This is a genomic window from Vibrio sp. ES.051, assembly GCF_002563795.1.
Classification (GTDB): Bacteria; Pseudomonadota; Gammaproteobacteria; order Enterobacterales; family Vibrionaceae; genus Vibrio.
This window is the reverse complement of record NZ_PDJL01000006.1, coordinates 25920-49529: the sequence shown is the minus strand read 5'-3', so window position 1 is coordinate 49529 and position 23610 is coordinate 25920. Positions and strand designations below refer to the sequence as shown.

At 45.0% G+C, this 23610-nt stretch carries 21 protein-coding genes; 14 read left to right on the top strand and 7 right to left on the bottom strand.

From position 1 onward, the window contains the following. Nucleotides 1-557: 557 nt before the first annotated feature. From rppH to ATG66_RS17325, 5 genes are read left to right on the top strand one after another with little or no spacing between them, the layout of a single operon-like run. Complete coding sequence (rppH, locus tag ATG66_RS17345) at nucleotides 558-1079, top strand: RNA pyrophosphohydrolase (RefSeq protein WP_098416479.1); 522 nt, start codon at nucleotides 558-560, stop codon at nucleotides 1077-1079. Nucleotides 1080-1081: 2 nt separating this feature from the next. Beyond that, nucleotides 1082-3328 (top strand): phosphoenolpyruvate--protein phosphotransferase, encoded by a 2247-nt coding sequence (gene ptsP, locus ATG66_RS17340; protein WP_098416478.1) that lies wholly within the window; start codon nucleotides 1082-1084, stop codon nucleotides 3326-3328. A gap of 6 nt (nucleotides 3329-3334) precedes the next feature. Then, on the top strand, nucleotides 3335-4126 hold the full coding sequence (locus ATG66_RS17335; RefSeq protein WP_098416477.1) for a sulfite exporter TauE/SafE family protein: 792 nt from the start codon (nucleotides 3335-3337) through the stop codon (nucleotides 4124-4126). Between the two features lie 37 nt (nucleotides 4127-4163). Continuing rightward, nucleotides 4164-4985, top strand: a complete 822-nt coding sequence (lgt, locus tag ATG66_RS17330; RefSeq protein WP_098416476.1) for a prolipoprotein diacylglyceryl transferase — start codon at nucleotides 4164-4166, stop codon at nucleotides 4983-4985. Between the two features lie 9 nt (nucleotides 4986-4994). Next, the gene (locus ATG66_RS17325; RefSeq protein ID WP_098416475.1) at nucleotides 4995-5846 is read left to right on the top strand and encodes a thymidylate synthase; all 852 of its coding nucleotides are present in this window, start codon (nucleotides 4995-4997) and stop codon (nucleotides 5844-5846) included. A gap of 283 nt (nucleotides 5847-6129) precedes the next feature. Here the strand turns inward: ATG66_RS17325 and ATG66_RS21125 are convergent, their stop codons facing one another. Beyond that, entirely contained in the window at nucleotides 6130-6264 is a 135-nt protein-coding gene (locus ATG66_RS21125; protein ID WP_257145769.1) for a hypothetical protein, read from the bottom strand. A gap of 149 nt (nucleotides 6265-6413) precedes the next feature. Continuing rightward, nucleotides 6414-7562, bottom strand: coding sequence for a Na/Pi symporter (locus ATG66_RS17315; RefSeq protein ID WP_098416474.1), 1149 nt, complete (start codon nucleotides 7560-7562; stop codon nucleotides 6414-6416). Between the two features lie 382 nt (nucleotides 7563-7944). Between ATG66_RS17315 and nhaR the strand changes: the two genes are divergently transcribed. Then, a complete protein-coding gene (gene nhaR, locus ATG66_RS17310) occupies nucleotides 7945-8835 on the top strand; it encodes a transcriptional activator NhaR (protein ID WP_098416473.1) in 891 nt (296 codons plus the stop codon). A gap of 280 nt (nucleotides 8836-9115) precedes the next feature. Further along, nucleotides 9116-9418 (top strand): ArsR/SmtB family transcription factor, encoded by a 303-nt coding sequence (locus ATG66_RS17305; RefSeq protein WP_098416472.1) that lies wholly within the window; start codon nucleotides 9116-9118, stop codon nucleotides 9416-9418. 141 nt (nucleotides 9419-9559) lie between these two features. Here ATG66_RS17305 and rpsT read toward each other — a convergent pair whose 3' ends face one another. Then, nucleotides 9560-9820 (bottom strand): 30S ribosomal protein S20, encoded by a 261-nt coding sequence (gene rpsT / locus ATG66_RS17300; RefSeq protein WP_098416471.1) that lies wholly within the window; start codon nucleotides 9818-9820, stop codon nucleotides 9560-9562. A 293-nt stretch (nucleotides 9821-10113) separates the two neighbouring features. Between rpsT and murJ the strand changes: the two genes are divergently transcribed. The 6 genes from murJ to ispH all read left to right on the top strand — a co-directional run bounded on the left by murJ (nucleotide 10114) and on the right by ispH (nucleotide 17875). Then, nucleotides 10114-11676: a murein biosynthesis integral membrane protein MurJ gene (gene murJ, locus ATG66_RS17295; RefSeq protein WP_098416470.1), complete on the top strand. Its 1563-nt coding sequence runs from the start codon at nucleotides 10114-10116 to the stop codon at nucleotides 11674-11676. Between the two features lie 69 nt (nucleotides 11677-11745). Then, entirely contained in the window at nucleotides 11746-12681 is a 936-nt protein-coding gene (gene ribF / locus ATG66_RS17290; RefSeq protein ID WP_098416469.1) for a bifunctional riboflavin kinase/FAD synthetase, read from the top strand. A 64-nt stretch (nucleotides 12682-12745) separates the two neighbouring features. Then, nucleotides 12746-15592 (top strand): isoleucine--tRNA ligase, encoded by a 2847-nt coding sequence (gene ileS / locus ATG66_RS17285; protein WP_098416468.1) that lies wholly within the window; start codon nucleotides 12746-12748, stop codon nucleotides 15590-15592. 196 nt (nucleotides 15593-15788) lie between these two features. Further along, complete coding sequence (gene lspA / locus ATG66_RS17280) at nucleotides 15789-16298, top strand: signal peptidase II (RefSeq protein WP_098416467.1); 510 nt, start codon at nucleotides 15789-15791, stop codon at nucleotides 16296-16298. Nucleotides 16299-16454: 156 nt separating this feature from the next. After that, a complete protein-coding gene (gene fkpB, locus ATG66_RS17275) occupies nucleotides 16455-16886 on the top strand; it encodes an FKBP-type peptidyl-prolyl cis-trans isomerase (protein ID WP_098416466.1) in 432 nt (143 codons plus the stop codon). A gap of 23 nt (nucleotides 16887-16909) precedes the next feature. Beyond that, nucleotides 16910-17875 carry a 4-hydroxy-3-methylbut-2-enyl diphosphate reductase gene (ispH, locus tag ATG66_RS17270; protein WP_179885719.1) on the top strand — a complete coding sequence of 322 codons (966 nt, stop codon included), beginning with the start codon at nucleotides 16910-16912 and terminating at the stop codon, nucleotides 17873-17875. A 58-nt stretch (nucleotides 17876-17933) separates the two neighbouring features. On the opposite strand, the gene btsR is transcribed toward ispH, so the two are convergent. From btsR to ATG66_RS17255, 3 genes are all read right to left on the bottom strand, one after another. After that, nucleotides 17934-18662: a two-component system response regulator BtsR gene (gene btsR / locus ATG66_RS17265; RefSeq protein ID WP_098416465.1), complete on the bottom strand. Its 729-nt coding sequence runs from the start codon at nucleotides 18660-18662 to the stop codon at nucleotides 17934-17936. 30 nt (nucleotides 18663-18692) lie between these two features. Further along, complete coding sequence (locus tag ATG66_RS17260; RefSeq protein WP_098416464.1) at nucleotides 18693-20363, bottom strand: sensor histidine kinase; 1671 nt, start codon at nucleotides 20361-20363, stop codon at nucleotides 18693-18695. Nucleotides 20364-20509: 146 nt separating this feature from the next. Next, on the bottom strand, nucleotides 20510-21994 hold the full coding sequence (locus ATG66_RS17255) for a carbon starvation CstA family protein (RefSeq protein ID WP_098416463.1): 1485 nt from the start codon (nucleotides 21992-21994) through the stop codon (nucleotides 20510-20512). A 277-nt stretch (nucleotides 21995-22271) separates the two neighbouring features. Here ATG66_RS17255 and ATG66_RS17250 point away from each other — a divergent pair, with 277 nt between their 5' ends. Next, complete coding sequence (locus tag ATG66_RS17250) at nucleotides 22272-22613, top strand: DUF2799 domain-containing protein (RefSeq protein ID WP_098416462.1); 342 nt, start codon at nucleotides 22272-22274, stop codon at nucleotides 22611-22613. A gap of 64 nt (nucleotides 22614-22677) precedes the next feature. Here the strand turns inward: ATG66_RS17250 and murQ are convergent, their stop codons facing one another. Next, complete coding sequence (gene murQ / locus ATG66_RS17245) at nucleotides 22678-23604, bottom strand: N-acetylmuramic acid 6-phosphate etherase (protein ID WP_098416461.1); 927 nt, start codon at nucleotides 23602-23604, stop codon at nucleotides 22678-22680. Nucleotides 23605-23610 lie beyond the last annotated feature (6 nt).

Here is a 23610-nt window from a genome sequence, read left to right as displayed (position 1 = left end):
AGATTTCATCGAGGTGAGTTAAGAATGATCAATGCATAACTTATCCACAGACTATGAAGAGCCCGATGAGATTTTGAGTGAGTCTGGATGAATAAACAGGGGTAAAAATGAGGTTTTGGGCTTGATATTATGAGAATCGCATAAATAACGATAAGGCTGTGTGGATAAACACCTTGGTGATGGATCTTTAACCGATCTGGAGGTGGTGAAAAGATCATCAAAACAATAAAGATCAATTAATGGTTCGTTTTTAATTTAAATTGTTGTTTCTAATGGTTTTAATTTGTTTTGTTTTTATGTTTTTCAAATTGTCTTGTCATGGTTTTTGAACAAGATTTCTCAGTTAGATTGAATTCTTCACAAAGTTATTCACAGAAAAGGTGAATAAATGTGGTCCATGTCTCAATCTTGTGTTGATAACGACGGGCTGGGTTAAAATACCTCCATAAATGCTGGAAAGGTAATAAATCTTGCTCATATCACATCAGTAAGTTTGCTAGTAATGGGGATATGTGGAAAAATCACAGTAATAAAAAATTATTCATAGAGGTTAGCCAGTGATAGATGGCGATGGTTACCGACTTAATGTTGGTATTGTGATATGTAATAACCATGGTCAGGTCTTCTGGGCTAAACGATACGGGCAACACTCATGGCAATTTCCACAAGGTGGAATTGACGAAGGTGAGACACCTGAACAGGCCATGTTCAGGGAGTTATATGAAGAAGTCGGTTTAACGAAAAAAGACGTTAAGATCATTGCAACAAGTCGTCATTGGTTAAGATATAAACTACCAAAACGATTGGTGCGTTGGGACTCCAAGCCTGTTTGTATCGGCCAAAAACAGAAATGGTTTCTGCTGCGATTGGAATGCGATGAATCATGCATCAACATGCAACGCGGGAAATCCCCTGAATTTGATGGTTGGCGCTGGGTGAGCTATTGGTATCCAGTTAGGCAAGTTGTTTCTTTCAAGCGAGACGTGTATCGACGAGCAATGAAAGAGTTTGCATCTTTAGCCATGCCTTTTCGCGAGAGAAAAACGAAAGGGAAAAGAAAAAAACAGCGTAGAGGATAGTCATGCTTAGTCAGCTAAGGGAAATAGTTGAGAAAGTCTCCAGAGTCGATGATGTGCATCTCGCACTCGATATATTGGTTAAAGAGACTTGTGCTGCCCTTCGCACTGAGTGTTGTACTATCTACCTTGCTAATGAAGAAATGCAGCGCCTTGAGTTAATGGCAACTCAAGGCCTTATTTTTGAAGGCGATAGTATTCATATCAACTTCAATGAGGGGCTAGTAGGGTTGGTTAAGCGCAGTGCGGAACCGTTAAACCTCGCAGAAGCTTCCACCCATCCCGAGTTTAAATTATTACCTCTGCTCGGTGAGCAGGTTTATCACTCTTTCCTTGCCACTCCTATTATCCATCGCAAACAAGTGTTGGGTGTGTTGGTTATTCAACAAAAAACACCGCGTTTGTTTAGCGAGATAGAAGAGTCATTTCTTGTGACCTTATCCGCACAATTAGCGGTTTTAATTGCTCATGCACAAAATCTTGGTCACTGGCAATTGACATCTAAGCCTACCGTTATTAAAGGGTTGCCAACCTCTACCGGGGTAGCGATAGGTGAATTTTGGTTTGATAACACGCAACCTAAACTATCGGATGTTTTTCCATCCTCGACTTTAGATAAAGATCGCGAACACGAACTCTTGCTGGTGGCAATAGAGCGAGCGTTGAATGACTTTCGTCGAATGCGAAAGAAGCTTGATAGTGAGATTAATAAAGACGCGCTCGCGATCTTTGATTTGTTTACTCACTTGCTCAATGATCCTATGTTGCGTGGTGATTTGAAAAAGCAAATTGAAAAAGGAGACAGGGCTGACTGGGCATTACGTCAAGTCGTCGAAAAATACTCTAACCGATTTGCTCGAATGTCTGACGTTTATATGCGTGAGCGAGCACAAGATGTAAGAGAGTTAGGCCAAAGGCTGCTGTATTTCCTGCATAACAGTGAGCAAGAAAATGCAGCGATTGATCGCCCAATCATCTTAGTGGCGAATGAGCTAACCGCAACGTTATTGGCCTCTGTCCCTAAAGAATATCTGTTGGCGGTGGTTTCACTCGAAGGGGGAGTCAATTCCCACGCGGCGATTCTTTCTCGTGCACTTGGTGTGACCGCAGTGATGGGGGCAAACATCAACATTGAAGTCGTCAATGGTAAGTTGGGGATTGTTGATGGGTATACGGGTGAGATTTTCCTTGAGCCAAATCGTCAATTACTCAGGGAGTACCGCAGTTTAGTTAGCGAAGAGTCTGAACTGTTCGCGATGGTCAATAAGGATCTCGCGTTACCAGCGGTGACCGAAGATAATCATCATGTTGAAGTGATGCTCAATGCGGGCCTGAGTGCAGATAGTAACATTGCCATCAACACGGGGGTTGATGGTGTTGGTTTATACCGAACGGAAATCGCATTTTTACTTCAACATCACTTTCCCTCCGAAGATGAGCAGTATCATCAGTATCGTGCAATACTCAACTGCTACGCTAATCAGAAAGTGGTAATGCGTACGTTGGATGTGGGGGGGGATAAGCCACTACCGTATCTACCAATAGAAGAAGACAATCCATTTTTAGGCTGGCGTGGTATTCGCTTTACGCTGGATCACCCTGACATCTTTCTGATCCAGTTGCGTGCGATGTTAAGAGCGAGTGCGGAAAGCGGTAACTTAAGTATTTTGTTGCCGATGGTCTCCGGCGTGAAAGAGTTGGATGATGCGATTCGCTTGATTAACCAAGCATACAGTGAAACCGTATTATTGGATGAACGCATTCTATTACCAAAAGTTGGTGTGATGATAGAAGTGCCATCAATGGTGTATTTACTGCCGATGATTGCACACCGTGTTGATTTTGTTTCGGTGGGTACGAACGATTTAACCCAATATTTATTAGCGGTTGATAGGAACAATTCCCGTGTTGCCGATGTCTATGAATCCATGCACCCTGCGGTACTATTGGCACTAAAGCAGATTTATGATGTATGTGATAAATATCATGTACCTGTGTGCATTTGTGGTGAGTTGGCAGGGGATCCATTTGGTGCATTGCTGTTGCTTGGGTTAGGTTATACCTGTCTGAGCATGAACACCTCGAACGTGGCTAAGGTGAAGTATTTAATTCGTCATAGCCAACAAGAAGAATTAAAAAAACTCGCGGAGCAAGCGATGACGAAGTCATACGGGGAGGATATCCATCAAATGATGCATGATTTCTTTATCCAACAAGGCTTTGCTGGCTTTATCCGCGCAGGGAAAAAGTAGGAAATCGTGACCGTCTCTTTATTTTTATTATTGCTGGTGCTGGGCGCTTTTGTGGGTGTGATGGCGGGGCTACTCGGTATTGGCGGCGGTCTGATTGTCGTACCCGCGTTATTGTACCTGCTTCCTCTCGCTGGGATTTCCGCCGAAATGAGTATGCATATGGCTTTGGCGACTTCTCTTGCCAGTATCATTGTCACATCAGGGTCATCGGCGCTGAATCATCTCAAGCTTGGGAATGTCGACCTGTTCGTTGTTAAGTGGTTGATGCCTGGCGTCGTGATTGGCGGCTTTGTTGGGGCCAACATTGCTGAATGGATCCCAACGCATTACTTGCCGAAAGTCTTCGGTGTGATTGTGCTCTATCTTGCGGTACAAATGTTCCGTTCTATCCGAGTCACTCGTAGTAAACCAATGCCCAGTAGCCCGGTGACCATGATGTATGGAACGGGAATTGGTGTTGTTTCAAGTCTTGCTGGTATTGGTGGTGGCTCACTGTCAGTCCCTTTTCTAAACAAGCACGGTATAGAAATGCGCAAAGCGGTGGGGTCGTCTTCAGTTTGTGGTTGTGTGATTGCCATTTCTGGTATGATTGGTTTTATCTTACATGGCTACAACGTTGAAGGGTTACCAGCGTACAGTATTGGCTATGTCTATCTTCCCGCTTTGCTCGCCATTGCCATGACATCCATGCTGACAACAAGCGTGGGGGCGAAGTTGGCAACAGCCCTTCCTACTGCGGTATTAAAAAAGATATTCGCGGTATTCTTGATGTTTGTTGCAGCGACCATGCTGCTCTAAGTCCATCCTTTTATTTGTCATAAGAAGAGAATGATTTATGTCTCAGGGATACATTGAATTTCCCAATATTGATCCGGTTTTAATTGCTATTGGTCCTGTTTCAATTCGCTGGTACGGCTTGATGTACCTAGTTGGTTTCCTATTCGCCTTATGGTTGGCGAACCGCCGTGCAGATAAACCTAGTAGTGGCTGGACGCGAGAGCAAGTATCAGACTTACTGTTTGCAGGCTTCCTTGGGGTTGTGATCGGTGGTCGTGTCGGCTACGTGATGTTCTACAATTTTGAACTCTTCCTAGCGGAGCCATTGTATCTGTTTAAAGTCTGGACTGGTGGTATGTCATTCCATGGTGGTTTGCTCGGGGTGATGACTGCCATGTTCTGGTATGCTCACAAAAACGGTCGGACTTTCTTTGGTGTGGCTGACTTCATCGCTCCGCTTGTGCCATTTGGGTTAGGAATGGGACGATTGGGCAATTTCATGAATAGTGAGTTGTGGGGGCGTGTCACAGATGTGCCTTGGGCGGTTATCTTCCCGAATGGCGGGCCTCTTCCGCGTCACCCATCGCAATTGTATGAAATGGCATTAGAAGGCATTGTTCTGTTCTTCATCTTAAACTGGTTTATTAAAAAGCCGCGTCCTCTTGGTTCAGTTTCAGGACTTTTCCTTGCGGGTTACGGAACATTCCGTTTCCTAGTAGAATACGTACGCGAACCAGACGCTCACTTAGGTTTATTCGGTGGCTTTATCTCCATGGGACAAATTTTGTCACTGCCAATGGTGCTTATCGGTATTCTAATGATGGTGTGGGCATACAAACGTGGTCACTATAAAGACGAGTTACCACAAAAGACGAAGTAAGGTATTGGTGTGAAACAGTATTTAGATTTGTGTCAGCGCATCGTTGACCAAGGTGTTTGGGTTGACAATGAACGGACGGGTAAGCGTTGTCTGACCGTGATTAACGCGGATTTAACCTATGATGTTGCGAACAATCAATTCCCATTGGTCACCACACGAAAAAGCTTTTGGAAAGCAGCGGTTGCTGAGTTACTAGGTTATATTCGCGGTTATGATAACGCAGCAGATTTCCGTCACTTGGGCGCCAAAACTTGGGATGCAAACGCAAACCTGAATGATGCTTGGTTAAACAATCCATACCGTAAAGGTGAGGATGATATGGGGCGTGTCTACGGCGTTCAGGGTCGTGCATGGGCGAAACCCGATGGAGGTTGTATTGATCAACTTCGTAAAATAGTCGATGACTTAAGTCAAGGCGTTGATGACCGTGGTGAGATCCTTAACTTCTACAACCCTGGTGAGTTTCATATGGGGTGTTTGCGTCCTTGTATGTACAGTCATCATTTTTCCCTACTGGGTGATACGCTGTACTTAAATAGCACGCAGCGCTCATGCGATGTACCCTTAGGGCTGAACTTCAATATGGTTCAAGTCTACGTGTTCTTGGTTATCATGGCACAGATTACGGGTAAGAAGCCGGGGCAAGCATTCCACAAGATTGTTAATGCGCACATTTACGAAGATCAACTTGAATTAATGCGTGATGTTCAACTCAAGCGTGCCCCCCTAAAAGCTGCAACGTTCCATATCAACCCAGAAATCACATCATTAGAAGACTTAGAAACTTGGGTCACATTGGATGATTTTTGGGTGGAAGGATATGAGCATCATGAGCTCATTCGCTACCCATTCTCAGTGTAGTCGCACTTGCTGTCAATTAAAAAAAGCTCCAAACGGAGCTTTTTTAGATCATGACTTTAGTACACTGACAATATAGCGGCGAATCGGGTTGGTTTGTGTTGACGCAAACAATGCAGAGCTGATGAGTTTAGATGGGGTTAAAATTCCGCTAATCACTAAAGAACGAATCAAATCGAAGTCTTTTAGTTCTGTTTTCCCGCACAGTAGCAATCAAAATCGTCTCTTAGTTGAACGTTATGAGTCGATGCTTTTCATCTTATGGTGCGCCAGCGCCTCTAGTTTATCAGTCGTTTCCTTTCTTGCGCACAATGAAAGGATTTACGCTGCTAAGAATATCAATATCAGCCACCAATTGAGTTAGGTTTTCGTCTAGTACTACTAATAGCTGGCGAGAAATAGCGACATTAGTTTGCGCCATATGATCAACTCCGAGGTAAGGTTAACCCATGATGAGTGAGGTTGCTATGGTACAAATGATCATCAGCTTACTTGCTGGACAACATCTATTGATAAAAAAAGGCTCCACATTGTGGAGCCTAAATAATAAGCGATGGTATGTTGCTATTGCTATGTTGTCAGAGCAATAATTGCACCTGGCAAAATAATGAACACTGACATCAAATAGCCACCGACCACAGCTTTATTCTTAGTGGCCATTTCAGAAATCATCTCAGCGCCTTTCATTGGAATTTCACGTAAGAACGGAATACCAAAGATCAATAACGTTGCCATGACGTTGAATGCTAAGTGCACCAGTGCAATTTGCAGTGCGAAGACCGCAAACTCACCAGACACTGCTGTCGCTGCCAATAGAGCGGTAATACAAGTACCGATGTTCGAACCTAGCGTGAATGGATAAATATCACGGACTTTCAACACGCCTGTACCAACTAATGGCACCATTAAGCTCGTGGTGGTTGATGAAGATTGCACCAACACCGTGACGATAGAGCCTGATACGATGCCATGGATAGGACCGCGGCCAATCGCGTTCTTCAAGATCTCACGTGCACGACCTACCATTAGGCTTTTCATTAACTTGCCCATGACGGTAATCGCAACGAAGATAGTCGCAATACCAAGGACGATAAGCGCAATACCTCCGACGGTGTCACCGAATGCTGAAAGTGGTTCTTTAATCGCACTAACAACGGGCTTAGTCATTGGCTTAATAAAATTGAAGCCTTTGATGCTCATATCACCGGTAGCAAGTAGTGGTGACACAAGCCAGTGAGAAATCTTCTCTAAAATGCCGAACATCATTTCCAATGGCAGGAAAATAACGACCGCAAGTAAGTTGAAGAAATCGTGAATAGTTGCACTAGCGAATGCTCGCTTAAACTCTTCTTTACAACGAACATGGCCAAGAGAAACGAGCGTATTAGTCACTGTTGTTCCAATATTGGCACCCATTATCATTGGAATCGCAGTTTCTACCGGTAGACCACCAGCCACTAGACCGACAATGATAGACGTCACGGTACTTGAGGATTGGATTAGGGCTGTCGCTACCAAGCCGATCATAAGACCTGCGACTGGGTGAGATGCAAACTCAAATAGCACTTTAGCTTGATCGCCAGTTGCCCATTTGAAGCCACTACCAACCATAGACACTGCTAGAAGAAGCAGATACAACATGAATGCCAAGTTAGCCCAGCGTAACCAACGAGTCGTGCTCGAAATTGGAACCACTGTTGAAGTAGCTTGGTTCATCATAATTTTCTCCGTTGACCTTTCAGTTCATTTTCGGTCTGTAGTTGAAATTGTGGCTGATGTTAGAGAACAAATATTTCAGTAATATGACAGATTCATTGCTATGTGAGATTTTTATTGTTCTTTTTAATAGTGAGGAAAGCCATGTTGTCCTTTTTGATTTAAATTATTGAAATGTAAAGAGATAACGCTAGGTTGTGTTAGTGGTTTTTTGTATTCAACCTAGAAGAAAAATGTATGTAGGTGCAACTTTTATGACAAGGTTGATTTTTAGATTTCGGTAAAACTAAGACTTATGATGGGTATTGTATGGTTTTGTCGAGTTTATTGTTTGTTTCTGACGTATTTGGTATAAAAGCATCACCTTATTTTCGGGATGTTGAGCATGTCACATCTAAACTATAACCACCTTTATTACTTTTGGATGGTATGTAAACAGGGCTCGGTAACGAAAGCAGCAGACGCGCTTTTTTTGACTCCACAAACAGTGACAGGGCAAATCAAGGCACTTGAAGAGCGAATGAAGGGGAAGTTAACCAAGCGCAATGGACGTACTGTTGAACCGACAGAGTTAGGGCAATTGGTGTTCAAGTACGCCGACCGGATGTTTGGCTTGAGTTATGAGATGTTAGATATCGTGAATTACAGCCAACATTCGAACATTTTGTTTGAGGTTGGTGTGGCTGATGCGTTATCAAAGCGCTTGGTCAGCAAGGTACTCATGACCACGGTTCCTGAAGACAGCAGTATTCACCTGCGTTGTTTTGAGTCAACACACGAGCTTCTACTTGAGCGACTTTCCCAGCATAAGTTGGATATGATTTTGTCGGATTGTCCAGTCGACTCGACACAAAGCCCAGGACTATATAGTAAAAAGTTAGGCGAAAGTAGCATGAGCTTCTTCGCTTCTTCTGAAATTGACGGAGTACGATTTCCTGAAATATTAGAAGAGAAAAAACTTTTGATTCCCGCGAGCCGAACAGCAATGGGACGCAAGGTTATTCAGTGGTTTGACCGTCAAGGTCTCCAACCCAATCTGCTGGGCGAGTTTGATGATGTGGCTTTAATGAAAGCCTTTGCACGATATCACGATGACGTCATTTTTTTAGCGCCGACAGTATATATGTCTGAAATTGAAGACGACCGTAATTTACAGCTCATTGGTCACGTGGACGGTTTAAAGGAAGAGTACTACGTCATTTTTGCTGAGCGAATGATCCAACATCCGGCGGTAAAAAACGTTTGTGATGCTGACTTCCGGCAAATGTTTGAGTAAATACATACCGTTGCGCAAGTAAATAGATTATTATCGATAAAAATATAAATGATGCCTTAAGTAACTCAAGGTACTTAGCTTAGTGAGTCAGTTTGGTTGAGCGATTACGCACAGACTAATATGACTGAGGCTGATCTTGCATATTCGTTTAAGACTAAATTAAGTTTCTAAGCATGGAAGTTCTGGATATGCATCCTGAGCTTCTTAGAGGTATCAACCAATGCAACACAACGAGCTGCTCAGGGTTGGAAGAAGTAAGTTGTAGCTAGAGGTCCAACACATGAACCTACAAGATATGGAGAAGAACTCCGCAAAAGCCGTCGTGTTGCTCAAAGCGATGGCAAACGAAAGACGCCTACAAATTCTCTGCATGCTGCATAATCAAGAGCTATCCGTTGGGGAGCTGTGTGCAAAACTAAAGTTGAGTCAGTCGGCATTATCTCAACACCTAGCTTGGCTTCGTCGTGACGAATTAGTGACAACAAGAAAAGAAGCGCAAACGGTGTACTACACGCTAAAGAGTGATGAGGTGAAAGCGCTAATCAAAACACTCCATAGTCTCTACTGTGCAGATGAGACTTAAGTAAAAGAGGTCAGTGCATTTAGACGGGAATAGTAGACAAAAGAAAAGCTGGCACTGCCAGCTTTTTTTATTATGAAAGCTTTAAATATAAAAAAACCGACTTTACGTCGGTTTTTTCTTCACCGAAAAATCAGAACTCTATTAAAGAGCTTTGATTTGTGCAGCGAAGCGAGACTTATGGCGAGATGCTTTATTCTTGTGAATAAGGCCTTTAGTTGCCATGCGGTCTAGGATAGGTGTAACTGCAGCAAATGCAGCAGTTGCAGCTTCTTTGTCGCCTGCTTCGATAGCAGCAACAGTTTTCTTCATGTAAGTACGCATCATTGAGCGACGACTAGCGTTGTGCTGACGACGTTTCTCAGCTTGGATAGCGCGCTTCTTAGCAGATTTACTATTTGCCAAGGGTCTAACTCCCAAAAACTTAGTTCTGTGACAATTTAAGGGCGAGGAATATCCCTCATTTGCGCTTAAATGTCAAATGATTTGTGCAAAAACCGATCTGAGCCAAACAAACTTTGGTAAGAGCGGTTATCGCGGTTAAGATGGCATGGATTCTAACAGCATTTTTATACCAATGCTAATAATTATCCGCTTAGAATTAACAATAGGTGGATATATTTTTGACGTCTATATACAGCACCTGCGAGCTTAGCTTTATAGGGTTCGCTGTCTTATCGTAATATTCCGAGGTTACTGTGAGTAAACGACTACTCAAGTCAGGCATGATCGTCAGTGCTATGACATTTATTTCCCGCGTTCTAGGCCTAGTTCGTGATGTTGTAGTGGCAAATTTGATGGGGGCAGGAGCAAGTGCAGACGTCTTTTTCTTTGCCAATAAAATTCCTAACTTCTTACGACGTCTGTTTGCCGAAGGCGCTTTTTCTCAAGCCTTTGTGCCGGTTTTAACCGAAAGTCATGCGCAAGGTGACATGGACAAAACTCGGGAATTGATTGCCCGAGCGGCAGGGACTCTCGGTGTCATTGTCTCGGTCGTCACTTTATTTGGTGTCTTAGGCTCTGGCGTGGTAACCGCACTGTTTGGTTTTGGTTGGTTCTTAGACTGGATGCATGGTGGACCTGCTGCGGAAAAGTTTGAGCTCGCCAGTATGATGCTCAAAATCACGTTCCCTTACCTATGGTTTATCACCTTTGTTGCGCTTTCTGGTGCAATTCTTAACACCCTTGGTAAGTTCGTGGTCTCTTCTTTTACGCCAGTGTTTTTAAACGTAATGATTATTCTGGCGGCTCTGTTTATTTCACCGCAAATGGCAAGGCCTGAGCTTGGGCTTGCGGTCGGCGTCTTTTTGGGTGGTTTGGTGCAGTTCTTATTCCAAATCCCTTTTCTTATTAAAGCGGGCGTGATGGTCAAGCCTAAATGGGGCTGGCGTGAGCCGGGTGTGGTGAAAATCCGTACTTTGATGATTCCTGCTCTATTCGGCGTCTCCGTCAGCCAGATTAATCTGTTGCTTGATACCTTTATTGCCAGCTTCTTGCAAACTGGGTCGATTAGCTGGCTTTATTATTCAGACCGGCTCTTGGAGTTTCCTTTGGGTTTGTTTGGTATTGCGATTGCGACGGTTATTTTGCCAGCGCTTTCACGCAAATACGTTGATGCACACAATGAAGGCTTTGCTCATACTATGGACTGGGGCATACGCATGGTCACATTGCTCGGTATTCCTGCCATGCTGGGCCTCATGGTATTGGCAAAGCCAATGTTGATGGTGCTGTTCATGCGCGGTGAGTTTTCTCCTCAAGATGTTCATCAAGCTTCATTATCATTATTTGCCTATGCATCTGGCTTGTTGAACTTTATGTTAATTAAGGTGTTAGCTCCTGGTTATTACTCGCGTCAAGATACCAAAACGCCAGTGAAATACGGCATTATTGCGATGGTGACGAACATGGTATTTAACGCCATTTTGGCCTATTTCTATGGTTACGTTGGGTTGGCTATTGCGACGGCATTGTCGGCATTCGTCAATATGGTTTTGTTGTATCGTGGTCTGCATTTGTCTGGTGTGTATCAGATCACCAAGAGAACGGCTTTCTTTTTTATGCGTTTGATTATCGCTGGGGGGGCGATGGTTTCGACCATCTTATGGCAGTTAGAGGATATGTCCGTTTGGCTGGAATGGACCTTTACTCAACGCAGCGGCGTGCTCGGGATGCTGATCGCGCTAGGTGCTGTCGTTTACTTTTCGATTGCGTTTTTACTGGGTGTGCGCTTAAAAGACCTAAAAGCTGGGACAGAGTAAGGGGGATTGGTATATAATCCGTCAGTTTCACACAGTGCAAAGTAAAACAGAGGCAGAAAGCAGTACCCAATGGAACTGATTAGAGGCATTCACAATATCACACCACGCCACCATGGTTGCGTGCTGACTATTGGCAATTTTGATGGCGTGCATCAAGGCCATCTGCAAGTATTGCAACAAGTCTCAGAGCAAGGGAAGAGGCTTTCGTTACCTTCGGTTGTGATGACCTTTGAGCCTCAGCCGATGGAGCTGTTTGCGAAAGACAAGGCGCCAGCACGGCTAACACGGTTACGTGATAAGTTCGTACAATTGAGTAAGCTCGATATTAATCGTCTGCTGTGCGTTAATTTTAATCGTCATTTTGCCAGTCTGACGGCGGAAGAGTTTATCCGTGACTTGTTGGTCGAGCGTTTGGGTGTTAAGTTTCTTGTCGTTGGTGATGATTTCTGCTTTGGTAAAGGCCGAACTGGTAACTTTGCGATGTTGCAGGAAGCTGGGGAAAAATACGGCTTTGAAGTTGTGAGTACCCAAAGCTTTTGTTTACAAAAATCACGAGTCAGTAGTACGGCTATTCGCGAAGCATTGGCTCGTGATGATTTGCATTCCGCACAACAAATGCTGGGAAGAAATTACAGCATCAACGGTCGTGTTTCTCACGGAAGGAAGCTGGGAAGAACGATTGGTTTTCCTACTGCAAACCTTCCTTTGAAACGCTGTGTTTCTCCGGTTTCCGGAGTCTATGTAGTTCAAGCGCTTGGCTTAGGAAATGAGCCTGTCGGTGGTGTTGCTAATATTGGCCAAAGGCCGACTGTCAATGGTGTTCGCCAGCAGTTAGAAGTGCACTTACTCGACTTTCATGCCAATTTGTATGGCAAGCAACTAGAAGTGGAACTTTTGCACAAACTTCGAGATGAGCAAAAGTTTGAGTCGTTTGAAGCACTTAAACAACAAATCGAATTGGATGCTGAAGCAGCAAGGGTGTGGTTGCGTCAGCTTAAGCGTTGAGCGGTTTATTCCACCGCTGAACATAATGTCTAATTTTCGCCCAATATAACGGAATTAAGAATCGATGAGTGAGTATAAAGATACCCTGAATTTACCTGAAACAGGGTTTCCAATGCGCGGTAATCTGGCCAATCGTGAGCCAGAAATGCTTAAGCGTTGGTACAAAGAAGATCTTTACGGTGAAATCCGTAAAGCAAAAAAAGGTAAAAAGCCATTCGTATTGCACGATGGCCCTCCTTACGCAAATGGTGACATTCATATTGGTCACGCACTAAACAAGATTCTTAAAGACATTATAATTAAATCCAAAACACTTTCAGGTTTTGACGCACCTTACATCCCAGGTTGGGATTGTCACGGGCTACCTATCGAGTTGATGGTAGAAAAGAAGGTTGGCAAACCAGGCCAAAAAGTGACAGCGGCTGAATTCCGCGAAAAATGTCGTCAGTACGCCGCTGGTCAAGTTGAAGGTCAAAAAGAGAGCTTCAAGCGTCTTGGCATTATGGGAGAGTGGGACAAGCCATACCGTACAATGGATTTTGATACGGAAGCGAACATCATCCGTGCACTTGGTAAGATCGCAAGCAACGGTCACCTACTGAAAGGTTTCAAACCCGTTCACTGGTGTACGGATTGTGGCTCAGCGCTGGCTGAAGCAGAAGTGGAATACAAAGATAAAGTATCGCCATCTATCGATGTACGCTTTAAGGCTGCGGACGAAGCTGCGCTTCTGTCTAAGTTTGAGCTGACTGAAGGTCATGAAGGTAAAGGCGATATCTCTATTGTCATCTGGACGACAACACCTTGGACGCTTCCTGCGAACCGTGCTGTGTGTCTACGTGATGACCTTGAGTATGTACTTATCCAAGTTGAAGGCGAGCAACCTGAACGTATCATCGTTGCGGCTGAACTAGCGAAAGACGTTATGGATCGCGCAGGTATCGAGCATTTCCATAACCTTGGTTTTGCCAAAGGCGCGGATCTAGAGCTTTCTCAGTTCCAACACCCATTCTACGATTTCACCGTACCGGCGATCCTAGGCGATCACGTAACCACGGATTCGGGTACTGGTGTGGTTCACACAGCACCTGGCCACGGTCAAGAAGACTTCGCCGTTGGTCAAAAATACAACCTAGAAGTGGCGAACCCAGTTGGTTCAAACGGTGTTTACCTACCGGACACTGAGCTATTCGCTGGTCAGCACGTATTCAAAGCGAACAATGCGGTTGTTGAAACGCTAAAAGAAAAAGGCGCACTACTGCATCACCACGCTTACGAGCACAGCTACCCACACTGTTGGCGTCATAAGACTCCAATCATCTTCCGCGCAACACCGCAGTGGTTTGTCTCCATGGACCAAGCGGGTCTGCGTGCCAAAGCACTAGAAGCTATCAAAGGTGTTCAGTGGATGCCGGAGTGGGGTCAAAGCCGTATCGAAGGTATGATTGAAGGTCGCCCAGAGTGGTGTGTCTCTCGTCAACGTACTTGGGGTGTGCCAATCGCTCTGTTTGTTCATAAAGAAACATCAGAACTTCATCCAAACACACTAGAACTGATTGAAAAAGTCGCGAAGTTGGTTGAAGAGAAAGGCATTCAAGCATGGTGGGATGTCGATGCAGCTGAGCTACTCGGTGCTGACGCAGACCAGTACGAAAAAGTGCTCGATACGTTAGACGTATGGTTCGACTCAGGTGTCACGCACTTCTCTGTTGTTGATGCTCGTGAAGAGTACCAATTTGATGGTGAAGAAAGGGGCTACAGCGCAGACCTATACCTAGAGGGCTCTGACCAACACCGTGGTTGGTTCCAGTCATCTCTCATTTCATCTATCGCAATGAAAGATGTGGCACCTTATAAGCAAGTTCTTACTCATGGTTTCGTTGTTGACGGTCACGGCCGTAAGATGTCGAAATCTATTGGTAACGTCGTCGCGCCAAAAGATGTCACTAATAAACTTGGTGCCGATATCTTGCGCCTATGGGTTGCATCAACTGACTATACGGGTGAAGTTGCGGTTTCGGATGAAATCCTAAAACGCAGCGCTGATGCATACCGTCGTATTCGTAACACTTCTCGTTTCTTCCTAGCAAACCTAAATGGTTTTAACCCTGAAACAGACATGGTTCCAGCGGAAGAAATGGTTGCTCTGGACCGCTGGGCAGTAGGGCGTGCACTGGCAGCGCAAGAAGAAATTATCAAAGCATACGAAGAGTACAACACGCATGCAGTAATGCAGCGTCTAATGCACTTCTGTTCTATCGAAATGGGCTCTTTTTACCTAGACGTGATTAAAGATCGTCAGTACACAGCAAAACGTGGCGGCAACGCTCAACGTAGTTGTCAGACTGCGCTTTACTACATTGTTGAAGCGCTTGTTCGTTGGATGGCACCTATTATGTCATTTACCGCAGATGAGATCTGGAACGAAATGCCAGGCAAGCGTGACAAGTTTGTATTCAGTGGTGAATGGTATCAAGGTTTGTTTGGTCTAACCGAAGGCGAAGAGCTTAATAACGAGTTCTGGGCAGAGATTCAGAAAGTTCGTGGTGCAGTGAACAAACTGCTAGAAGCGGCACGAGCTGAGAAGACTATCGGTGGTGCGCTACAAGCTGAGATAACGCTCTTTGCCGATGAGCCGCTATCTGCGAAGATCAACCAGCTAGAAGATGAACTACGTTTCGTTCTGATCACGTCTGCGGCGATAGTGAAACCGTTAAGCGAGAAAACTGATACAGCACAAGCGACTGATATTGATGGTTTGTTCGTTGAAGTTGCTGCAGCAGAAGGCGAGAAGTGTGACCGTTGTTGGCACCACACGCCAGACGTAGGCACAATCGAAGGTCACGAGAAGATCTGTGGTCGTTGTGTATCTAACGTTGATGGTGAAGGTGAAGTGCGTAAGTTCGCGTAAATACTCGTCATTCTTGGCTCTGTAGCTTTGTTGACTTCATTTACCAACTCCATCATATAGCCGACTAGGCTCAGGAGCTTGGTAAATTCGTCGCCGTGCTACAACGCCAATCATTTAGAGTATTAGTTTCTTGTTCTGGAACTTTTTATTAATTCAACAGCCCCAGTAATTACTGGGGCTGTTTGTAGGTAAAGTAATGAGTGAAAAAACACTGTCTTTAAAACACTCGGGTGTGCGCTGGTTGTGGCTGGCGGTTGTAATTTTTTTGGCTGATATCGGCATTAAGTTTGTTGTGATGAACAACATGGGTTATGGCTGGGCAAACCGCATTGAAATTTTGCCATTCTTTAATCTTTTGTACGTACATAACTATGGTGCCGCTTTTAGCTTTTTGAGTGATCAAGCGGGCTGGCAGCGTTGGTTATTTACCGGTATTGCTTTTATCGTTACGGGTCTTTTGACTTACTGGATGAGTAAACTACCAGCGAAAGAGAAATGGAATAATATTGCTTATGCCATGATCATTGGTGGCGCAGTAGGCAACGTATTCGACCGTGTGATACACGGTTTTGTCGTGGATTATTTGGACTTTTTCTGGGGTAATTATCACTGGCCAGCATTCAACCTTGCAGACATGGCTATTTGTATTGGTGCCGCGATGATTATTCTTGACGGCTTTCGAAAGAAAGACGAGGCGAAAGCCTAAGTCGTGGCAGTGTATATTGTGAAAAGTTGAATAACCCTAAGCGTCGCCCGTTGATTCGAGCGACGCTTTTTATTATGTTGGAGCGCCAATCAGCATATCAATGTATAAAAAGACCAAGCTGACAGCGTAATAACCCCAGAACAAGGAAGCAGTAACGTGACAACAATAACCAATGAATCTGTAGTAACCCTTCACTTTACGATTAAGATGAAAGACGGATCGGTTGCGGATAGTACTCATAATATGGGTAAACCAGCGAAATTTGTTATGGGTGATGGCAGCTTGAGTGAAAACTTTGAGCAGTGCTTGATAGGCCTAGAAACAGGCGCACAAAAAGCGATTGAGCTAAAAGCAGAAGATGCGTTTGGCATGCCAAACCCAGACCATGTACACCATATGGATCGCACTAAATTTGTAGGTGATGCAGAAGTAGATGTGGGTACAATCATGGCGTTCAGTGGCCCTGATGGCATGGAAATCCCAGGCATCATCACTGAGATTGCTGGCGATTCAGTTACAGTGGACTTCAACCATCCTCTAGCGGGACAAGACGTGACTTTCGAAGTTGAAATTTTGTCAGTAGAATAGCGAACCCAATAAAGATAATTTCCATGAGCAATGAAATGAAAATCCTATTAGCTAACCCACGCGGCTTTTGTGCTGGTGTAGACCGTGCGATTAGCATCGTAGAGCGTGCGCTAGAGATGTATCAGCCACCGATTTATGTTCGTCATGAGGTGGTACATAACCGTTTTGTGGTTGAAGGGCTAAAACAACGTGGCGCTGTCTTCGTTGAAGAGCTGCATGAAGTGCCAGACAACAACATTGTGATTTTTTCTGCTCATGGTGTATCACAGGCGGTTCGTCAGGAAGCCAAGCAGCGCGATTTGACCGTGTTTGACGCGACGTGTCCATTAGTAACCAAAGTCCATATGGAAGTGGCGCGAGCAAGCCGCCGCAATATGGAAGTGGTGCTGATTGGTCACGCCGGTCACCCTGAAGTAGAAGGCACGATGGGGCAGTACGCGAGTGAAACCGGTGGCATGTACTTGGTTGAAACCCCAGCCGACGTTGAGAAACTGAAGGCGATTGTGAAAGATCCATCCGATCTTCACTACGTAAGCCAAACGACCTTGTCTGTTGACGAGACTGCTGATGTTATCGAAGAGCTACGCCGCGTGTTCCCAGATATCCAAGGCCCGCGTAAAGATGATATTTGCTACGCAACGCAAAACCGTCAAGATGCCGTACGTGAATTAGCGAGCGATGTTGATGTCATGGTGGTGGTCGGTTCAAAGAATTCATCCAACTCAACACGCCTAAAAGAATTGGCTGAAAAGCTCGGTACACCGGGTTATTTGACGGATTGTCCTGAAGATATCGAACCAAAATGGTTTGAAGGTAAGAACAAAGTCGGTGTAACGGCTGGAGCATCAGCACCAGAAGAGTTAGTGAACCAAATTCTTGATCGCATCAAAGAGCTGGTTGGTGCTGAAGCCGTCGACGAAGTGCTAGGGCGAGAAGAGAATATGTTCTTCGAAGTACCGAAAGAGCTACAAATTAAACAAGTTGATTAACATCAGGCATGATTAAATATTTCAAAGGCGATCTCAAAGGTCGCCTTTTTTAACGGAGTTAGTGATTGATGCCGAGCATCTCTTTTAGCACCTTCAGGTAGCGACGACTCACTGGAATCTCAAAGCCCGTTTTGGTGATGATTTCGGCTAAACCGTTCTCTAGCAATTTTATCTCGCTGATGGTTTTGATGTTGACTAAGTACTGGCGATGGCAGCGCACTAAGGGGGTTTTCTCTTCCAGTGTTTTGAGGGTTAATTGTGTACTAGCAGTCTGGCCCGCTGAGCGAGCATGTACGCCACTGATGTCGCTGTACGCACACTCCACTGTATCGGTAGCCATGATCACTATCCGGTTATGCCCAATACACGGGATTTGAGCTAAGGACTCGGGCGTAATGGCAGACAGTTGTTGAGTCAATGCTGATTGACTGATGACTTTATTGAGTCGCTTGACCGTTTTGGTTAAGCGGCATGGGTCGACGGGTTTGAGCAAATAATCAAATGCGTTATCTTCAAATGCTTGAATCGCATATTGATCGTAGGCGGTAACGAAAACCACATAAGGCATGGTGTCAGGATCGAGCATACCGAGTAGCTCAATACCTGTGACTTGAGGCATTTGGATGTCGAGAAACACCACATCAGGCTTGAGCTCATTGATTTTTTTGAGACCTAAGATAGCGTTTGAAGCATCGCCCACCACTTCAACTTGGCCTGTTTCTTCTAATAGCTCTGCCAGTTCTTCACGAGCAAATTGTTCATCATCAATGACGAGTGCGCTTAACATCCCACATTACCTTTATTACTTTGTTCGCTTTTAGGATTTTTGGGGAATGATAAAGCTCATTTTAGTAAATTGATGTGTCTCACACGTAATTTTTAGCGCTGAGTCACGTCCAAATTGATTAGTGAGACGTTTGTCGACAATTTCTAAACCCAAGCCCGAGTGGTTCTCTTTGGGATGTGCAAAACTGCCCGCGTTATCTTCTACGGTGATGAGATAGCCTTGCGGATGCACTTGACTGTATATGTAGATCTTCCCCCCTTCCAGCATATTAGAAATACCGTGTTTAATGGCATTTTCAACCAGTGGTTGGAGTGTAAAGCTTGGCAATTTGATGTCGAGCACTTCTGGTTGAATATCGATTTTCACTTCTAAGCGATCTGTAAAACGTGCTTTCTCAATACTTAGGTAAGAGTTTACATGGGCTAGCTCTTCTTTCAGTGTCACCGTGTTGATGTTTTGTTTCAGATTACTGCGAAAGAAGTGTGACAAGTTTTGAATCAGCTCACGCGCTTTATCAGGATCTCGCCGAGTAATCGCGCTAATGGTATTGAGTGCGTTAAACAAAAAGTGGGGGTTGACTTGTGCGTGCAGTAGCTTGATTTCTGCTTGAGCTAATAAAGTTTGTTGTTGCTGATAATCCCCATACAGAATCTGACTGGATAAAAGCTGGGCGATGCCTTCGGCCATCGACATGTTTGCGGTAGAGAACAGTTTGCGCTTCGGCTCGTATAACTTAATGGTACCAATGACTTCCTTGCCTGCACGCAACGGAATGATCAGGGCAGAGCCGAGCTTGCAGTCTTTCGCGAGTGAGCACTGGTAAGGGCGCTCAGCACCATCAAGGTAAATGATGTCGTTTTTCTCCATCGAATCTAATGTGCTCTGCGATGAAATAGGAGTATTGGGTTTATGGTGATCATCGCCAATACCAACGAAAGCTAGGATCTTCTTTTGGTCAGTGATGGCGACGGCGCCAACCTTGGTTTCTTCGTAAATAATGCGTGCAATTTTTTTGGCGTTTTCAGTGTTAAAACCGTTGCTAAGAATTCCAACGGAACGATCGGCAATCGTGAGTGCTCGACGAGAAAAAGTCGCAGAGTATTTTTCGAATATTGCTTTTCTGTCTTGCAGGATACTCATGAACAGTGCGGCGCCAAAGGAATTCGCGATGATCATTGGGGCGGCAATCTCAGACACCAGCGCATATGCTTGGTCAAACGGTTTGGCAACGGAGAGCAGCAAGAGCATTTGCACAACTTCCGCGACAAACGTGACACTGAATACCACGCTGGGGTTAAACAGTAAGGCCCCTTTGTTACGTTTGATGAGATAGACATGGAGCAAGCCGCCAATCACACCTTCCGCTGTCGTAGAAATAGCGCAGGCCAGATCGGTAAAACCACCAAGAGAATAGCGGTGAAGACCGCCCGTCAGCCCAACCGCAAAACCCACCACAGGGCCGCCAAATAATCCTCCCATGACAGCACCAATCGCGCGTGTATTCGCAATCGCATCATTGATGTGTAAGCCAAAATAGGTACCTAAAATACAAAATCCAGAGAAGAGCACATAGCAAATTAAACGGTGACTAAGGCGTGAAGAGATACTGAGCAGCGGCAAGATGATGGGCGTTTTACTCAGCATGTAAGCCAATACCAAGTACACGCACATCTGTTGTAAGAGGGAAATTACCAGTTCCATAGTGAACCTAACCTGAAATCAATGTTGTTATTGTATACCTAAATAACCTCCAGATGATTGATCGTGGGAGTCACTTGGGGATACGAAAACAAAAAGAGCCTGCGTGGCAGGCTCCTTATCTTAATCAGTTAATGCGTGAGCTAGCGTTACGCGGTTTCTGATACGGGTTGTGGTTTATCTTCGTCAGCCAAATCAGTATCACCCTTACCCTTAGAGGTTTTGATCACGTAACCAGTCACGATGAGTGTGAACACGACACCAGCAATGGTTGACACTTGCATCGGTAGGCCGAAACCTAGCGTGCTGTTGTTTAGGATGAACGTGACACATACCGTCGTCATAAACATGGCCGGAATGGTCGTAACCCAATGCAGTTTGTTGTGACGAAGTAGGTAAGCCGACGCTGTCCAGAGCATCATCACAGCGGTTGTTTGGTTAGCGAAGCCGAAGTAGCGCCAAATGATACCAAAGTCTACTTGAGTCAAGATGCCACCAAGAACGAAGAGTGGCAGTGCCATGAGTAGTCGGTTACGTAGCGTTTTCTGCTCCATGTTGAAGTATTCTGCAAGGATCAGACGGCTTGAACGGAATGCAGTATCGCCTGACGTGATAGGGAGAATAACCACACCAAGGAAAGCGAGGATACCACCGAACACACCCAATAGACCAAATGACGCGCTGTATACTACGTTACCAGGACCACCGTTTTTCACTGCTTCTGATAATGCGTCTAGTGAGCCGAAGAAAGACAGAGCAATCGCACACCAGATAAGGGCGATAACCCCTTCACCGATCATGGCACCGTAGAAGACAAAACGACCATTTTTCTCGTTTTCCATACAACGCGCCATCAGTGGGGACTGAGTGGCGTGGAAGCCTGAGATAGCACCACAAGCGATAGTGATAAACAGCGCAGGCCATAACGGCATGTCATTTGGATTCAAGTTACTCAGCATGTCTGAAACTTGGAAATCACCCATTACCGTGTGCTCGCTAGAGAACGCCACGGCGGTCATTAGGCCGACTGACATAAAAATAAGCAGTGCGCCAAACAGTGGGTAGAAGCGGCCAATGATTTTATCAACAGGAACAATCGTCGCGATGATGTAGTAAGCGAAGATGGCGATAACCATAGTGGTCATGCTTACGTTAAGGCCCGTCTGATCATTGATTAGATTGGTGATCATGCCTGCTGGCGCCGATACGAATACCACCCCAACCAGAAGAAGTAAGACAATGGCAAAAATATTCATAAAGTGTTTTGCGCCATTACCTAGGTAGCGACCCGTAATAGTAGGTACAGAAGCGCCGCCATTACGAACCGAAAGCATGCCGGAGAAGTAATCGTGTACTGCGCCTGCAAATATGCAACCAACGACAATCCAAAGCATCGCTGCTGGGCCGTATAGCGCACCCATGATTGGACCAAAGATTGGGCCGACACCAGCGATGTTTAGGAGTTGAACGAGATAAACTTTCTTCGTTGACATTGGAACAAAGTCAACACCATCCGATTTGGTATGAGCCGGGGTTTGGCGTTTTTCATTGATGCCGAAGATCTTCTCGATGAAAGCGCCGTAGATGAAGTATCCGCCAATTAGGGCCGCGACACAGGTTAGAAACCACATCATAGCAATTGTCCTTAGTCTTAGTTGAGTAGGGTAATATTTTAATTTCAGGATGCATCTTATGCGTCGCTTGTGTTAAATGCATTCGGTCAGTCGATGAGCGGTCGAATAGAATAATGAGTGGTCGATATACCGCTTGAGCGGTTTTAATATGAGGTGAATGGCTTACGGAGTGATTCAGTGGTTTAACTGTTATGTGAGAGGTTACATCTTGGACTGAGCGAGAACTTCTATGATTAATGGTAAGCTTATTTTGAAAACAATTAGTTAAGGAAGAATGATGAAAAAGGCAACGTTAGGTTTGGCGCTCGCTTTACTAGCAGGGTGTGCTGTACCGACGGAAGAGCTCGCTCAATCGGGAGATTGGTATCAGATCGGATATCAAGATGGCGTAGCGGGACACACATCTCGCACAATGAATCAATTGCGTGAGCTAGGTAGTGTTAAGCAAGGTGATTATGACCAAGGGTATTTAGAAGGAATAGCGGAATACTGTAATCCGGCCTTCGCGTACCAAATGGGGCTGTCTGGACAGTATTACCAAGGGGTCTGTGAAGGTACTCAGCAAGCACAAAAGTTCCGCATGGAATGGCAGCGCGGCTGGAACGAGTACAACAACTAAGCCAATAGAAAAATTGATTCTGTTTGATGCGAAAGGTGGCCTCAGACCACCTTTTTTAATGCGTTTATTTCGTCTGGTGCCCTTCAACGGCCTTGCGTAAGAAACCATCTTGATGATGGAGATGTTGACGTGCGGAGTCGATATCAAGATCGGTAAGGATCATCAATATCGCCAATTTTACGTTATGGTTGGTTTGTTTCAACACCGCTGTTGCTTGTGTTTTGTCACAATCGGTCGCTTGCATCACAATACGAGCTGCGCGAGCGAGTAACTTATTGTTGGTGGCTTTTACATCCACCATTAAGTTTTGGTAGCTCTTACCTAAGCGGATCATGCTAGCGGTACTAAGCATATTCAGTATCAGTTTTTGCGCAGTGCCCGATTTTAAACGAGTTGACCCCGTTAATGCTTCAGGCCCAACAACGGGGCTAATGGCTATTTCGGCAATATCTGCAATCGGAGAGTCAGGGTTACAAGATAGTGCTACAGTAGTTGCGCCAATCTTATTCGCATATTCTAAACCTCCGATCACATAAGGTGTACGACCACTTGCTGCAATGCCTACGACGACATCATTATTGTTGAATGCGAGGTTTTTTAAATCTTGTTCTCCAAGCTGTGGAGAATCCTCTGCACCTTCTTTAGCTTTGAAGATGGCTTCGGGGCCACCAGCAATAAGACCAATCACCATTTTATCTGACACACCAAATGTAGGCGGGCATTCTGAAGCATCCAGTATGCCTAAACGACCGCTCGTGCCCGCTCCCATATACACCAGCCTTCCGTTTGCTTTAAATGCTTGGGTGATTTTATCTACGGCGAGGGCGATCTCTGGTAGTACTTTCTCAACCGCAATTGGGACGAGTTTATCTTGTTGGTTTAAACGCTGCACAATATCGAATGAAGGAAGAAGATCGATATCCATCGTTTCAGGGTTGCGACCTTCAGAGACAAGGTGAGAAAGAGCCGCAATAAGCGCGTCATTTGTCATAGTAAT